This window comes from Cellvibrio sp. QJXJ (assembly GCF_024452345.1).
Classification (GTDB): Bacteria; Pseudomonadota; Gammaproteobacteria; order Pseudomonadales; family Cellvibrionaceae; genus Cellvibrio.
Map to the genome: position 1 here is coordinate 92,001 of NZ_CP101664.1, position 15,818 is coordinate 107,818.

General features: G+C 41.5%; 15 protein-coding genes. 11 read left to right on the forward strand and 4 right to left on the reverse strand.

Going from position 1 to position 15,818, the window contains the following annotated elements; genetic code table 11:
- Positions 1-3 precede the first annotated feature (3 nt).
- From NNX04_RS22300 to NNX04_RS22350, 11 genes are all read left to right on the forward strand, one after another.
- Positions 4-1,494, forward strand: a complete 1,491-nt coding sequence (locus NNX04_RS22300) for a hypothetical protein (protein WP_261948634.1) — start codon at positions 4-6, stop codon at positions 1,492-1,494.
- Positions 1,494-2,744, forward strand: a complete 1,251-nt coding sequence (locus tag NNX04_RS22305; protein ID WP_261948635.1) for a hypothetical protein — start codon at positions 1,494-1,496, stop codon at positions 2,742-2,744. Before NNX04_RS22300 ends, NNX04_RS22305 begins: the two co-directional genes overlap by 1 nt.
- Positions 2,741-3,592 carry a hypothetical protein gene (locus tag NNX04_RS22310; protein ID WP_261948636.1) on the forward strand — a complete coding sequence of 284 codons (852 nt, stop codon included), beginning with the start codon at positions 2,741-2,743 and terminating at the stop codon, positions 3,590-3,592. Before NNX04_RS22305 ends, NNX04_RS22310 begins: the two co-directional genes overlap by 4 nt.
- A 2-nt stretch (positions 3,593-3,594) precedes the next feature.
- Positions 3,595-5,301 carry a GspE/PulE family protein gene (locus tag NNX04_RS22315; RefSeq protein ID WP_261948637.1) on the forward strand — a complete coding sequence of 569 codons (1,707 nt, stop codon included), beginning with the start codon at positions 3,595-3,597 and terminating at the stop codon, positions 5,299-5,301.
- Positions 5,302-5,322: 21 nt separating this feature from the next.
- On the forward strand, positions 5,323-6,408 hold the full coding sequence (locus NNX04_RS22320; RefSeq protein ID WP_261948638.1) for a hypothetical protein: 1,086 nt from the start codon (positions 5,323-5,325) through the stop codon (positions 6,406-6,408).
- Positions 6,409-6,426: 18 nt separating this feature from the next.
- Positions 6,427-6,885, forward strand: a complete 459-nt coding sequence (locus NNX04_RS22325) for a type II secretion system protein (RefSeq protein WP_261948639.1) — start codon at positions 6,427-6,429, stop codon at positions 6,883-6,885.
- Positions 6,886-6,926: 41 nt separating this feature from the next.
- Entirely contained in the window at positions 6,927-7,397 is a 471-nt protein-coding gene (locus tag NNX04_RS22330) for a hypothetical protein (RefSeq protein ID WP_261948640.1), read from the forward strand.
- A complete protein-coding gene (locus NNX04_RS22335) occupies positions 7,394-8,836 on the forward strand; it encodes a prepilin-type N-terminal cleavage/methylation domain-containing protein (RefSeq protein WP_261948641.1) in 1,443 nt (480 codons plus the stop codon). Before NNX04_RS22330 ends, NNX04_RS22335 begins: the two co-directional genes overlap by 4 nt.
- Positions 8,837-8,932: 96 nt before the next feature.
- Entirely contained in the window at positions 8,933-10,009 is a 1,077-nt protein-coding gene (locus tag NNX04_RS22340) for a hypothetical protein (protein WP_261948642.1), read from the forward strand.
- Positions 10,010-10,208: 199 nt separating this feature from the next.
- Positions 10,209-10,421 (forward strand): hypothetical protein, encoded by a 213-nt coding sequence (locus NNX04_RS22345; protein WP_261948643.1) that lies wholly within the window; start codon positions 10,209-10,211, stop codon positions 10,419-10,421.
- A gap of 77 nt (positions 10,422-10,498) precedes the next feature.
- Complete coding sequence (locus NNX04_RS22350; RefSeq protein WP_261948644.1) at positions 10,499-10,795, forward strand: hypothetical protein; 297 nt, start codon at positions 10,499-10,501, stop codon at positions 10,793-10,795.
- Positions 10,796-10,907: 112 nt separating this feature from the next.
- Here NNX04_RS22350 and NNX04_RS22355 read toward each other — a convergent pair whose 3' ends face one another.
- The 4 genes from NNX04_RS22355 to NNX04_RS22370 form a co-directional block, all read right to left on the reverse strand.
- Entirely contained in the window at positions 10,908-11,882 is a 975-nt protein-coding gene (locus NNX04_RS22355; RefSeq protein WP_261948645.1) for an endonuclease, read from the reverse strand.
- A 5-nt stretch (positions 11,883-11,887) separates the two neighbouring features.
- The gene (locus NNX04_RS22360; RefSeq protein WP_261948646.1) at positions 11,888-12,913 is read right to left on the reverse strand and encodes a hypothetical protein; all 1,026 of its coding nucleotides are present in this window, start codon (positions 12,911-12,913) and stop codon (positions 11,888-11,890) included.
- Between the two features lie 696 nt (positions 12,914-13,609).
- The gene (locus NNX04_RS22365; protein WP_261948647.1) at positions 13,610-14,479 is read right to left on the reverse strand and encodes a nucleotidyl transferase AbiEii/AbiGii toxin family protein; all 870 of its coding nucleotides are present in this window, start codon (positions 14,477-14,479) and stop codon (positions 13,610-13,612) included.
- Positions 14,442-15,485, reverse strand: coding sequence for a type IV toxin-antitoxin system AbiEi family antitoxin (locus tag NNX04_RS22370; RefSeq protein ID WP_261948648.1), 1,044 nt, complete (start codon positions 15,483-15,485; stop codon positions 14,442-14,444). The genes NNX04_RS22365 and NNX04_RS22370 overlap by 38 nt, the downstream gene beginning before the upstream one ends.
- Positions 15,486-15,818 lie beyond the last annotated feature (333 nt).

Sequence of the window (15,818 nt, forward strand, 5' to 3'; positions counted from 1 at the left end):
TAAATGAAAAAGATGATATGTGCAGTAGTTAGTCTTTCTTTGTTGGGATGTTCCTCATCACCGTATTGGCAGTCATATAAGGGTCACAAAGAAGCGAAGGCTGTGATGAATCAAAGCTACAGCTGGGATGATGATGCAGCTGAATACGTTTCAACCCCGACACCTAATCTTGCTCCAATTGAAGAATTTGATGGGCCAGAATGGTTGTTGGCGAATTTACAAGAGCCGCTTCGCATATCTGATTACCCATTTGATCTATCTGTAGATCTGATTCTGCGTGGTACAGGTGTAACGGCGAAATTCGATTATGAAATGGATCTAACTCTACCCGTAACTCTGGAAAGCGCGGGAACGATTGAAGATGCACTTAAAGCGATCAGCGCAAGAACAAACTATTCGTACGAAATAAAGGACAAAATCGTTGAATGGCATAAATATGAAACTGAAGTCTTTGTGTTACCTGTTGCTGGTGGTGATTACAGTTACATGATTGGTAAGGATCAACAAAGTGGGGGTGGCGCATCTACATCAGGTGGATCAGCAGGTTCACAATCGATCGATACTTCGGCATTTGACGTAGATCTAAAGCAATACAGTAAAACAGAAGCAGAAAATATCAATGTACTTCAAGATGCCTATGCATTCGCCAAGCAGATAGTTGGTAGAAACGGCAATGTAGCGATTTCAAAAGCAACGTCCTCGGTATTAGTCAAAACTACCCCGGACAGGATGAGAGTTGTATCAGGATTTATGTCTTCAGTGATTGATGAATTATCTGCTCAGGTGTCCCTCGAAATTCAAGTAGTACAGGTTACAACGCGTAATGCGGGCGATATTGGTGTTAACTGGAATGGCGTTAAGAACGTAACGAACGGGCAGCTAAATTTCCTAAGCGGCGGCAGTGGTACATCAATGGCCGAAGGTACTCCATTCGCATTCTCTGGAACTAAAAACACATCAGCAGGAACGGTAGACGTTTTAGTTAATGCTTTGCAGCAACAAGGGAAAGTGACCTTTCTTACAGAGCAAAAAGTATTGTCCCGCAGCGGGAAAATTTCTGAGTTGGAGCTGGGTGATATTGTTGGGTACCTTGAAAGCTCAACAATCACGCAAAGTACTGATTTAGGTTCGAGTACAGAGTTACAGCAGGGAATTATTCAGTCTGGTTTTACTCTCTATAGTTTTGCAAAAGTCTTTACAAATAAAGTAGCACTAGTGGTGTCTAGTAGATCTTCCGATTTAGCTCCCTTTGAAAAGGTAGGTTCTGAAGACAACTTCATTCAGATTCCAACTATGCACTCTAACCGACTCAATGTGCAAAACATTGTTACAGATGGAACAACGGTCGTTGCTGCATCGGTTCGCCGGGAAAAATCCTCATCTCAAAGTGCTAGTCCGTTTAGTTCAAAGTTTCTGCCTACGAGCATAGGTGCAGGAAAAGAGATAATCGATATTTATGTATTAGTTACTCCGCGTATTGTTAGGTCACTCTAATGATGATAACGCGTAATGACAAAATAAGTTTCATAGTGTGTGAATCGCGCGACAAAATCGCGAAATCGCTCACTAGGAAAAGACAGCTTGAAAAACTCAATTACTTTAAACAACTTCATAAAGTTGAGTTTGCTTTCAGTTATGCCGAAGGAGAAGACAATCTATTCTGGTTTTCAAAAAACCCAGGATATTCACTTGCACAGGCTGTAAAGGTCAAATTTGGGAGTACTGGAAAGTATCTGTGGGTTGACCGAATTTATGATACAAACGAATTTATCGTTGTTTGTATTGATAACGGTATTGTGTATTACGAGGCTGTTGTAGATGAAACGGGCGTAGCAAACTATGCGCTATCCCCAATATTTGAAATGGCTAACCTGCCAAAGATTTACTATAGCAATGAGATACCAACATTTCTTGCAAAATACATTCAATCTATACCTGAATTCAATGACTCAAATAGCATTAAGTATGAGTTTATAGATCATTCAATACTTGACTCGCTGTCAACCAACAAACAGTATCTTTTTAAAAAGATATCCTCTCTTGAAGGACAGCTAAACGAAACAAAAACGCCAAGTAATATCCCTGTATATTTAATGGGGGCAGCTGCAATTGTAGGCGGAATATTCATCTTTACAGGTGACGAAGAGGCACCAATTCAAAATATTATTGATCCATACGAATCGTATAGGGTAGAACTAAGTAGAAAAAGCGCAGATTCTTCTTTTTACGAAACCTATAAAGCACTGGTCAAAATTGAATACAGGAACCAGTGGAAAATAAATGTGTGTGAAATAAATGAAGATTCACCGCTTGTCTGTGAATTAAATCCAAGTTTGACAGCCCGGTCGAACGACCTTCATCAACTTGAGAATGTGCTAGGTAATGGTACAAAAACAAGGTTATTCAATCAGGCCGCACATATTATTGTGCCAATCAACTCAAATCGAGATATTCCCGCTTCACAAATTGTGAAACTTAGTGAAATTAGAAATATTGTATTCGACAGATTAAGCGCATTAACGAATCCAGGTAGTGTAAATCTACTTGAAGTTGCACCAAATGAAACTTGGTCTTCGCAGGTGTTTGAGATTTCAAAGAGCAATTCAAACCTATCAGACTTAATATCATTGGCCAATTCATTGAATGGCCTTCCTGTGAACCTTGTTTCGCTAAAATTAAAACGCGAAGATTTAACTTACACATTCCAGATTTCAGTAAAAGCTATAGGCGGTAATGATCTATGAAAAACCTAACAAAGAAAAACGTATTGCTTATAGCAGCTATGGCCTGTTCAGGTTTATTTGTCTTCATGCCAGAAATTATGGCGGCAATTAAACCCGCGCAAGACGAAGTTCAACAACAAATACCCTTACCGCCTACGCCGGTAACTACACAGGTGTTTGAGGAAAATGGAAAAATCGATATTCCTGAGTTGAGCAAAGAAGACCGTTTTTTGCAAACTCTTGAGTATAACGCCAAGGTTTCTCAATTACAGGCCTCTATAGCTGAATCAGAAAGTAAGCGCGATAAGGCACGATTTGAGCAGCAAAGAGGTACGGCAGAATTAGATAAATTAAATGCCGAAACAGACAAGATTAAAGCAGAAATAATCCGTACAAAGATGGAAGGTGAAGCAGAATTGATAGAAATAAAAAATAGAAAAACGGATGTTCCCGCGCCCGTTGCACCTCCACCGGTCCAGGTTCATTCTCCAATTGTCCCACCATTTCAGCCTATGCAGGGTTTTAACAATTCAGCACCACAAATTACACAGCCTGCTTCACCTATTCAAGCTGGTATACGTGTAAATAGAATTTCTAATAATAGCGCTACGCTTACTGTCGATTCTGAAATGCAGAACTTGGCAATTGGTAGTGAGTTTAACGGGATTCGATTAATTTCTATTAGTGATGATCGACGCTCAGTTGTAACGCAAAACGTAAGGACTGGAAAACGGATTACAAGCACTCTGTCTCTTACATCTTCCAGACGTTTTTCGGCACCGGATACATCTGAATCAACTACTGATAGCAGTAACCAAGGGCAGGGAAGCGAAATTGGGCAAAGCTCTGGCATTCAACCGGGATATTAATCATGGAATCGAAAGATAATATTGCAAAGTTAGAAGAAATGTATCGGACACAATCGGTCAATGTAATTACTGAGATTACATCTAATCCTATTGATGATGGAGAATTGCGGCAGTATCTTTCTGAGAAAAACTATAATTGGCTAACTGTTTTAAATTCAGGAGAAATACTATTTAATTTTGAGACTGATAGTGATAGTAAGTCTGAGAAAGTCGAGGCTATAAATAATGTAGCTAGTATGTTGTTGAAACGTGGCCTTACACCGATGCCAAGACCGTGTAGTGTGACTGTAATTCAATACTTGCTATCACTAAATGCAAAATCTACAAATGTTAAAAAAAGTCACCAGAACCTTAATCTTGTAACAGACAATACTATCGATGACCAGAATGAGCGTACTGAAGTACAGCATCTTCTCGACAACATTATTGATGCTGCTGCACAAGCAGGTACAAGTGATATTCACATTGAAACGGATGAGCACAATAACGTTGCGCAGTTTCGATTTAGGGTCGATGGTAATTTAACTATTCAAACAGCTACTGCTCTCAAACTTACAGAGCGCATGGCTATAAAATTGGGTTCAATGATTATCGGACATGAGGCGCACACTGGCGGAGGCAGCACCAGTGATACATTCGATGAGAATAGACCGATTAATGGTTCATTTACTGTAAAAACGCAAAAGCGTACTGTTAAATTGCGTTACAGTCATTTACCAATTGCAGAGCCAAAAGGTTTAAGCATTGTTATGCGTATTGTTACCGGTGACGGTAAGGGTACTGTTCCAACCTTTTATGATCTGCAATATTCACATTCAGAAATTGCTTTACTTGACAGAATCTTTAGATATCCGCAGGGAATAATATTATTCACTGGACCTACGGGTTCGGGAAAATCAAGTGCAATGGCAGCTGGTACAACAATCATTCCTAAAACAACGAAAATCATTTCGTTTGAAGATCCTGTTGAATCAAAGCTTCCGAATGTTTGCCAGGTTCAAATTGGAAATAATGAATATACGAGCTATGCGGCTTACGCTCGTACAGTGTTGCGTCAAGATCCTGATGTAATTATCTACGGGGAAATCCGTGATGAGATAGTAATGCAAAGTGCAATCGATCAAGCGAATACAGGTCACTTGGTTCTGTCAACACTACATACAAATACACCTGCAGATGCAATCGCGCGCTTGATATCTCTTGGAAGTGATTTATCAACCCTTTCCCATGGTTCGTTAATTCGTGCATTAGTTGGTCAACGTTTGGTTGGAAAACTATGCCCGGCATGCAAAGTTAAACTGTCAGATTCAATAAATTCAGCTAGCGCAACCAGTGACCTGAAACGGGTTTATGCGCATTTCAGTAAAAACAACCCGGCTCAATTGGATTCCATCTACACAAAAAATCTGAATGCAAAGCATTGCAATATTTGTAAAGGTGTCGGTGAAAAAGGCCGATTACCTCTTGTAGAGATAATCATGGTTGACCAAGTAGGTAGGGATTTTATTAAGGAGCTAAATATCAAGGGTTGGCTGGAGTATTTACGAACAAAAGGTTGGCGTGACCTTACTGAAAAAGCAATAGAGAGAATTACTAACGGTAGTGTATGTCCGTTATCTGCAGAATCAACTCTTGATGCACCTTTTGGAATTAATACTGTTGAGTTTGATTATGAAGAATTCGATAGGAATAGTTCAACATTCCTGTAATAAATATTTGTGGTTGTGGATATGAATTTAGTTCGTGCCGAAGAAATTAAAGTTGCTGCTCATCAAGCTATCCTGAGTGCATATCGTAAGTTTTGCTTTAATAAAGAAAAGCAGTCCGAGCTATTAAACCTGTTTTCTGAATTGATGAAATCAGGACGTATGCCTTATGACATTGCAGACCATCTTGTTAAATATGGATCAAAGGAAGAAAAGTTGATAGCAAATGACATTAAATTAATGCTTCAAAATGGTGATTCTATTGTGAACGCCTTAGAAGGTTGGTTTGATTCGATGAATATCGCTGCATTAAGGGCTGCTGAAGATGGTGGTCAAGAAGGATTCTGTCTTGCAATGCAAATTATTTCAAGCGAGCTAAAAAAGGAAAAAGTGGCGAGTTCTGTTTCTTTGGCAAAACTTGCAATGCCGTTTCTTTACACGATTATTTCATTTGCAATGGTTTTCTTTATGCAGACAAAATTCGTCCCAATCTATAAGGAAATATCTAATGGGAATCTTCCACCGCCAATTCAGAAATTAGATTCGTATGCCGGATTCCTAATGGATTATGGCATGCTTGTACTAATCGCAATGGTAGGTGTATTTATTTATTTCAAATACCTTGAGAAGAATCTCATCGGGGATTTTAGGGATAAGGTTGAGGTTTTTAAAATCGGTCCATGGAATCCATTTGGAGGTTATCGATTAAAAGTTGCTGCCCATATTGTGTCCTCTTTTGCATTGTTAAAGCGATTTAACTTTTCCGCTTACGCTATCTATCAAGTGCTAATGAATGAAGGATCAGTTTATCAGCGATACCATGTAAATATTATGCGAATGCAGTTACCAGAAGGTAACGAAAATGAATTTGATTCGATGGACTCCGGCCTATTAGAACAGCAATATATTTCATTGTTGAAGCTGTATATGGGCACTGATAATTCAAACATTGTTGATAAGTTGAATGCAGCGGCTGCGGATATTCGTAAAAGATGCGCAACAAGACTTAAAGTTAATGCAGATATTATTTATTACATATTGTGGGCAGTTTTAGTCAACAATTTAACAATCGCCGTAGGTGTATTTATGGCAACAAACTCTAACCGTTAAACATCAAAAGAGGTAATTATGAAAAAATGTAAAAACATTTCACTCAAGAAGCAGCGCGGTCTTTCTGTTGTTGAAATCTGTGCTGGTATCGTGATTGCAGGCTTTATTCTTTTTGGAATCATGCGAGGTATTAATGCTGGCTACTCAGATTCAAAAATGGCTCAGGCTGAAAAAGATATTAATAATATCTACGCGGCGGCGCTGAAAAAAAAGGGGTATAGCACAACGTTTGCTGGCATAACCTGTGACAATCTTGTAACTGATAAATGGTTGGATAATGGTTGGACTTCATGTACTGCTGTGAATCCGTACAACGGCAATTATACTGCGGTACCTAATTCTGACCCAACGCGTTTAAACGTTACTGCGGTGATTGCTGATACTGCTGCTTGCCGACGTTTGGCAGAGACATTTAATAAGCTTTTTACTGCTTCATGCGCATCGACCACCTTAACCGTTACTTTCACTACATCATAATGAATCATAGGCGAACCTACGGTTACTCCATTGTTGAGCTAATGGCATCTATCGCCATTAGTTCAATGATTTTATTTGTTTGTACTAAATCTGCGATGACTGCTCTTGCTCTATCTAAAGTCGATCGTTCAGAAAACCAAGCAAGTGAATTAATGAGCGCTACCCAAGCGTTTTTTGAATCCCGTTGTGGTTCTGGTGGTGGAGTTCAACCAACGATTACTCTTCTGAAGCAGGAGGGTTTTCTTAATGACAAGTTTGATTCTGTTTTTAGTTTGGGTGGTTCAATCAGTTCAAGAATTGTTTGGTCAGATGGAACTACTACATCTCGGATTCAAGTTATGGCAACGTTACCTGTTGGAAAGAATGCTGCAGCTTTCGTGAATTCTCTTGGTGCAGATAGAAATGTAGGTCAAACAATATATTGGGATGAAACACCGGCGATATATAGTCGTTTACACAACGATGAAATATATGAAAACTTTAAGTATCTAATGCCAGGATTATGCAAATGAAACGTCTACGCGGGTTACGAAAATACGAAAATGGCCTCTCTTTAATTGAGGTAATGGCTGCTATGGTCATTATGTCAATGATTGTTGCTGGGACAGTCTCAATGCAAGCTAATGAAGCCCGAGATAAATTTGCAGATCATGCTGCTACAATGTCAATCCGGGTTCAGAATGCCGCACGTACTCATCGTGCAGAAACTGGAAGCTGGCCTACTGGAACAGCACAGTTAGTTGCTGCAGGGCGCCTTACTGCTGCAGAAGCAACATCACCGTTCAATACATCATATTCATTTAGTGTTACTGGAAATAATTTACGAATTTCTGCAAATGCTTCTAATTCCACTTACGCAAGAAGATTGTCGGGAATTTTGCCCGGTGGTGCTTCTTCGGGTTCTTCTTACAGTTTTCAATTCCCTCCTGCAGGTAGTGAAGTATCTTTAGCCGCACTTTATAAAAAGGATGGTTCTGAGCCACTTACTGGATCGATGAATGTAAATAACTTTAACATTAATAATGTTGGTACCGTTGGTGCTGGAACAGTCAATTCAACCAACATAAATGGAACAACTATCACTGGAACGAATGTAAATGGGACAAATGTAAACGCAACACATATTAATGCAACTGGTTCCGTGAACGGTGGGAATTTTGATTCAAGTGGGTGGGTAACTGGCACAAACTTTAGTGCAAATGGGAATGTTACAGCTGCAGGAACGATTCAAGGAGGCTACATACGTTCATTAGGTAATATCCAGGCAGACGGTACGGTTAATGTTAATCAAAGTATTTATGCTGCTCAAAACGTTGTGGCCGGACAAACTGTATCTGGAAATAATGTAATGGGTAATTTTATTCGCTCCTATGGAAACTCAAAGGTTGATGGGAGGCTCGATGTAGATCAGGAAATATACTCGTCAAATAATATTGTGAGCAATAACATCATGTATGCCCGTAGATACACAGATTTAGATGACCAAACATATTTCGTTGATGCCAATGGGCAAAACAGGCTTTTTAATGTAGATATTGTTAATGATATTCGGCTTACAAAAAGATTTGCTGTCGGCGCTGGGTGTAACTCAGGTCAAATTGGATTTGATTCTTCGGACAAATTAATAGTTTGTACTAATGGTCTATGGACTGCGACTGGTGGTACGGGAACAATTGAATATTCAAATTCTGCTCAGTCAAGTTATACATTTGGGAATTTAATGATTAAGTATGGAAAAGTTAATGCAGATGATGGTGGTGTTCGATCACATTTGTTTTCACAACCATTTCCTCCAGGATTTACAAACTTTTCTTGTCAACTTACTTATGATGCATATGATCACGGAGGTAATGCGACCGGTTGTTCTGCGAACAGCACAACTTTATTTACTAAAAATGGAAACGCCAACGATAAGGACGTTCACTTTGTGGTGTTTGCAATGAAACCTTAAACGGTTATCTCGGAAACTGAAATATTGCGCTTGAAAAACAGGACAGCATGACCTAATATGTTTTGGTGTTCAAATATAAATATTTAAGGAAGTATTATGAAAATCTTTTTCCACTTGTCTTTGGTTCTTAGTGTCGTTTTATTGTTCGGTTGTGGTGGTTCTGACGAAGGGTCGGGATCGGAGCCAGATAAGGAATTGCCTTCAATTTCTACTTTCACTCCTGAAACTGTTCCTGCTGATCGTAAAGCTGAATTTGAATTGTATTTGAAAGCGCAGTATTGGGGCTATTTGCCTGCGATAACTGGCTTATACAAGGTCGAGCTAAATGGTGATATAAGTTACTACTACTTGCCCACCTATGTTGAGTCCAATGGGTATAACGACTATTACATTACTGCTTACAACTTTTTGGGTGATGATTTTGATAAGTCCTCACAGTGTTATTTGCCTGCTCGTGAAGGAGATCTTAATTATTTCCTGAATACTGGTACCGGTGGTGATTCGATTGGTACTGCTTTGCAGTATACAAACATGTTTGAATCAAAATCGGGCAATCCTGAATTCCTGATTAAAACACCGGCTGGTGATATCGTTTATGAAATTGACCACGAAACTAAGAAAGTCGTAAAAACATTTCTTAATGAGATACATACAACTGATGGCACATTGGTAGACGAGCAAAATAAGATAGCTTTGTCATTTAAGCGTGAATTTGATATCACTTTCGCATGGATTCAAGACGCTCTATGTAAAGGCCTACCTGCTAGTGAAGCACCGGCGGGTTTTGCAGGTGTTTATGATACTTCTACACTGGTCTATGAACATAGAGTAGAGAATTATCTGGAAATTGACGAACAGGGTATTTTGCATAATTGGAAATATATGGGTGATGGGTTTTCACCAACTGATACAGATAACTGCTATAAAAAAGCACAATGGTACAACCGCATTCTAAACAATGAACCACTTATGTATAACAAGGAATTGAATTACCTTTTTGCCACCGTGAACCAAGTTGATTACCGCTTTTATCTGGATTCAAGTGGTTCTGTTGTCGCGGTCGGTGTTCCTGAACCAGTTGAGACATTCACCAACCCTCTAATTGATGTGACGATTAGCGCTAGAAAATCAGCTGTGACTATTGAAGATATGAAGTCGATGGAGTGTGAATAGTTTCTTGTTACAAGGATGTATGATGTAAACACGTAATGTGTATTCTATAGTTGCCCTGTTTTTTCGGGGCTTTTTTTTGTCCGGATTTTGGTGCCAGTGTGCTATGAGATTTGATTTTATATGCTGGGATGATCTTGCAATGATAGCTGAGTATTGTTTCCTTCCGCAGTTTGCCTTTTTTATTTTATGAGGTTTTGATATGCCTGCACTGACTCAAGCAAGACAAGCGAGTAATCATTCTCGGATATTAAATAGATTGGCAATCCAGGTTGAAGCCATGTCTGCTGACTGGGGGGATTGGGATAACTATTTTTTAAGTCAGCTTTCCGATATATCTGGTCGATTGCGTGATGCTGCCGCAGAGATGAAAGAGTATGTTGAAGATTCGGCAGGTGATAAGCAATCTGATTAGCAAAACTATGTGACAGTCACGCTATTATTAAACTACAATAATTTCCTTAACCTTATTGACTAACTGCCGAGGTTGCAGTGATCGATCCAAATGACAAACAAACGCTTTCACTTCTTCCTACACCCCCAAAGAAGCGAGGAAAAAAGCCCACCGGCAAAGGAAAGACGCCAGCGCAGAGAAAAGCGGATCAACGCGCACGCGATGGCTGGAAAATGGTAAATGCCTCTGCTTCTAAATCTTATGCTGAGGTGACGCTGACTGGTCTATTAGAGCAACTTGCCTTTGCTGTATCTGCTAAAAATCCTGATTTGGTAAAGGCCCTTTCAAAAGAGCTGGTTCGCCGCGCGACACCTGTAATAGTCATTCCCCAATAAAAACCCCGGCTTTTTCATGTCCGGGGCTTACCATTTCGATTAATAGTCGAATCAAATAAATGAGTTGAAAGCCAAAATCAGCCCCTACCTTAATGTTCACTCGGTCAATGATTTAACTGCTTGTTTGGGGGCAGTTCTTCGCAATTACATACCCAGCCTGCAATGCTTCACCTTGGTTTGCAAAATTAATCCGGTTTTGATCGGAAACTGAATCATAATTGGGGCAATCGGAATGATGAAAGATTTTGCTTCGCTTATTGCCGCGCACTGATTGATTGTCTGCGGTGTTGTTTTTCGTCCGCTCGTGTGTGCTGCCGTTCTGTTTTACTGTCACGCCTATACGCTTGAGGCCTTCACCTGATAGTTGATGACCAAGCTCCCAAGTTCTTTCGCCGGTAACGAATGAATTGCTGGCACCCATAATCTCGCTGATGCGTTGCTCGCGCAATTTTTCCCATTGGGTGACTGGGTATTGTTTATTCCACGCAATGAATAATTGTTGTTGTTGCTTGGACAAGGGGATGTTGTAGCTGTCGCTCATATAAAAATAGGTTCGCGCGATCATACCTTTTACGCTATTAGGTGGTTCTGCAGTGCGCTCTTTGAAGCTAACTTTCATCTTGCAGCTGCCATAAGCTGCCTGAGAATTTTGGACCATGCCAAAGTTGTAATTCGAGCGATCGCTATTTACCTCACCAATGGACGGTGCAAGGTTGTGCATATCCGCTTCAATTGCATTAAACACGCGGTCATTTTGTTTGCAGTTTTCTCGACCACCTTTTTGCCAGCATTTTAATGCTCTCCCGAAGTTTGACGCTGGAAAAATGTGCTCCCATTCAAGCCGGTTTGCCCTGTTTTCATCTGCGCGTGTTTTGTAGCCGCACGATGCCAGGTCTATTCTGCCGCCTGATTCACCAAGCCATCGGTAATTGCATCCGCAATAGAGTGTGCCCTTATTGGTTTGATCAAAATACACGTGAGTTTTCATTGCAATTTTGGCCTCTCTAAAATCATCGGGTGCGGCCAGTGGCTTAACTGCAGAGAGGGAGCATAGGAATACAAAAGCGATAAACTGAGACAATTTCATGGGGGTTATTTCTTCTCTTTTTCTATGATGGTGGTAATTATTTCTGTTAAGTCGGTGAGTAATGGCCGAAGGCTTTCTGCGGATCTGTTGATGTTCGATAAGTTGTCAGCCACAAAGTCTGCACCTTCCAATTTTTCACGTTGAAATGCATTTATCAGTTGACGGTTAAGTGTTTGTGCTTCTTTAAGTTGGTTCTGTTTTTCTTCGAGCACAGCTTGGATGCTGTTTAGCGATTTGCTGGCAGTGTTTTGCGCAATTGCTAATTCCTCTTTCTTGTCCGCTAAACTTTGACGCAGTGCTGTAATGGTGTCGTTTGCGGCGCTTAGTTCAGATTGTTTTGCTGCAATATCGGCTTCCTGCTTTTTGAAGAGCTCGGCTTTGCTGGCGTCTAAGTGAAGGAGGGCGGTTGCCTTTTCTGATTCAAACGCAGCGCGCTGTTTTTCAAGGGCCGCGGTTAAGCGTTCGCTGTGCCTCTCATTGAGTTGAGTAATTTTCTCTTCGTGCTGCTGTACCATTTTGTTGTTGGCCGTTATCAGCTCCGCATTGCGCGACTGGAGGTGTTCAATTTCTTGGTTGCGGCTTTCCAGTAGGCGTAGCGACTTCTCATAGTCTGCACGCAGGGCACTTAGCGATTCCATTTCATTGGAAAGCTTTTCGTTTGCCGCTTTCAATTCGTTTGATTGTGCTTGATTGATATCGGAAAGCTCGGTGATCGATTCCTCCATGGATTTCAGTGCATTGTCCAGCGCGGCTTTGGATTTGGCTTTGTGAGCTTTAAGTAGCTCGTTTGTGGCCATCACCAGATCAATTGCCATGGATGCATCCAGCTCGTCGCACGCGGCTATTACAGCGTGGTGCTCGCGGTAGATGCGTACCAATCGGGATACCACGGACATGCCACCCCCAGTGATCGCTAACACATCTTCATTTCTGAAATCCAGGTCGGGTCGTTCGCTGGCTAATTTCTCGCACGCAGCAAATACCGCTGCCGGTGTTGCTCGGGTGTTTGCGCGAATGTTGTTGACTGACATGGCGGCTCCGCTGAATGCGTTGGGGGTGATGGAGTGGATTTGTTCATGCGGTTTATTGGCCGGATGATTTAACTAATTGAGTTTGAAAGGCCTGATCAAATATTTACACCGTAAGCTGTCTGGCTTGGGCGCGAAGCATTTTGAGTGGCGGCGCGAAATGGAGGCCTTGTAGAAGCCATTTTACAGCAATTGTCACAAACAATACACAATACTGAATACTGATAAGTGTATTTAATGCGTAAATATATATGCGCTATAATTATAGTTATAGGAGATATGTAGCTAAATATGGCGTCGAATTTTGCAGGTCCGTTTGTTTAATTAAACTACGGCGTAAATTGCAACTAAAGTTGGGAATTCATTAACTAAATTTGTCCAATAAATAAACTTTTGCAGGTCGCTTCGATGTTTGTTTAATTAAACTACGGCGTAAATTGCAACTAAAGTTGGGAATTTATTAACTAAATTTGTCTAATAAATAAACCTTTGCAGGTCACTTCGATGCTTGTTTAATTAAACTACGGCGAAAATTGCAACTAAAGTTGGGAATTTATTAACTAAATTTGGCCAATAAACAAACGCTAGACGTTCATTTAACTAAGCCCCGGATGCTTGAAAGGAATCTAACCTACTGAGAAATATGGAAAACTGGACATAATGTTTATTTATTGGACAAGTTAAGTTAAGCAAACAGTCTTATTTTTCAGATTCTTCTGTTTCATTGGTGCTATTAAATCCAGCTATAAATGCGTTTAAAAGCTGCTCGCTATTCCTGTAGTCGCCATGCCTATTCATGTCATAAAGAAATACAGTCATCCCCAGTTTTTCGTTGCGGCTTTCAAAAATTGATTGCAGTACTTCGGCTGATTCCGGCTCCGCCATGGCAAAAACCTTCGCGCCGAAGTGATGGGCGCACGCAAGCTTTAAATCGTGGTCGTATTGCTCCATCAACGGTTGATCGCCATACATCAGTTCTGCTATCGGGTCTAACTCTTCCAGGTTTTCAAGAAGATAAGCTATGTCTGCGGCGTCCTTCCCTCTTTTGTCTCGCTCTCTATCCGCCCATGCAATGAACTTCAATAACAGCATGCCCTCGGGAGAGGCCACCTTGACTATTAGCGCTGGTGAATCGGATAAGGACACGTTATAGGCATGGGTTAGCGCTTCGCTAAATCCCCGAACATTCATTTGAAATTCGTTGGGGGGCATCTTGATAAAGGCTTGTGCGTCTGCAATGTCTCCAAAGGGCACAATGTCTATGGGAATTCCATTGTTTGATCTGAGTCGGTGATGGACTGCTGTTGTTTCAAAACTGTTCTGGGCCAGTGTCTGTCGTAAAGCTTCAACTGCGCCCCAGTCTGCAACCTGAATTGCAAAGTCGATATCGCTTGTGGCTCGTTTGATCGCCGCTCCAAAAGCATGATGCATAACCAAATCCCTAGCGGATGCACCGACAATCAAATAAGGGATTCCGAGTGCTTCCGCACATGCATGGACGCTGCGGTAGGTCTCCACCATTCCTGGATCTCTAATCTTCTGAGATAAATTGATCAAGTCTGCTGTCATATACGGCCTGAGCTACATCAAGGTTGCGAGAGTCATGCGTCCCAATTAGGTCGGCATAAACAATTATTGGATTGACAACATCAAGCGGGTGACTTGAAAAAGCCGGATAGTCGGGGCCGAACTTTTCGTAAACCTCTATCGTGGTGCGTTGATTGTTGCCCATCGGGTCGGCCTTACGGATTCTTGCAGCAGCAAAGAGCTTGCCGCGCTTCTCCGCGTTAATGTAAATCGTAAACACTTGCGGCCTAATGTAGTTTGTTAAAATCTGAGCACCAACCTCCCCGCCCCAGTACCCGCCGTAATCGGCTAGGTTGATTTCTTGCCATAGATAATAGTTTTCCGCCTCATAATTACCGACGAATAGTTTTGGCTTGATCTTTTCGGTGTAAGTCTCAACCCATCGCTCAAGTAACTTTTTCTTGTTGATTAACTTACGGATGGCAGGCTTATCCCTGTGCATGATAAATCCGGCTCCATAAAGCCCGTCAAGCGCGGGACCAACCGTGCCCAATGAGATGCCAGCTGCCTGCGCCAAATCGCGATAAGAGGCCGTTATAGGTGCTATACCACTCAATAGAGTAAGTATCAGCTTCATGCCAGCAAGCTCAAATGCTTTGTTGCTAGTTGGTTTATCTTCCTTTACCGGTTTTAGGCCATCAACGGCGAAATAAAATACAGGAGTGTGTATCCGACAGTTGCCGGAAAGGTCAAAAAAGTTAATGCCCTTTGATGTTAGTGCCTTAGTGATGCTTGGATTAGCGTAGTTGGTTAGTAAAATCCCGCCATCGGGGAATGAACCAAGCTGTGCGGCGATATGTTCAATATGGGTTGGCCTCAAGTGCATGAGCGTAACGCATCGCAAACTTATCGTTGCATTAAGCATCTCACCTTCCAGCAACTCAAGCCTGTCTTCGTCCCGATTAGTACCTTCTACGAACTTACACCGCATCGGTAGTCGCTCGCTTAGTGCTCGGGCTGCTTTGTGTCCAGCGCTCTCTTGATTCATGACCTATTACCATCGTGGGGTTATTGTTCGCAATTCTACAGTGTTCACGAGCCGTGAACAACGTGAACGAGTGAACTTGGGGGTGGTAAAGGTATGGTGCTGGTGCGGCTTGTTTGTGGGGGGTGGTTATGGTGACTTATGGAGCCGATATGGACGCACTGGTAATGTCCAGTAGCTTCCTAAGCGGAAACTACTGCTATCCAGGGTTTATCTGGGCTTTTGCAATCCACGAGGTAGGAAGTAAATCGGAGGCGTGCTAGGATCATCACGTCCTCTGGTCTATAGGCGCCCGTTGCATTGGCAAAATTGACTTTTACCCAACCTATTGCCATT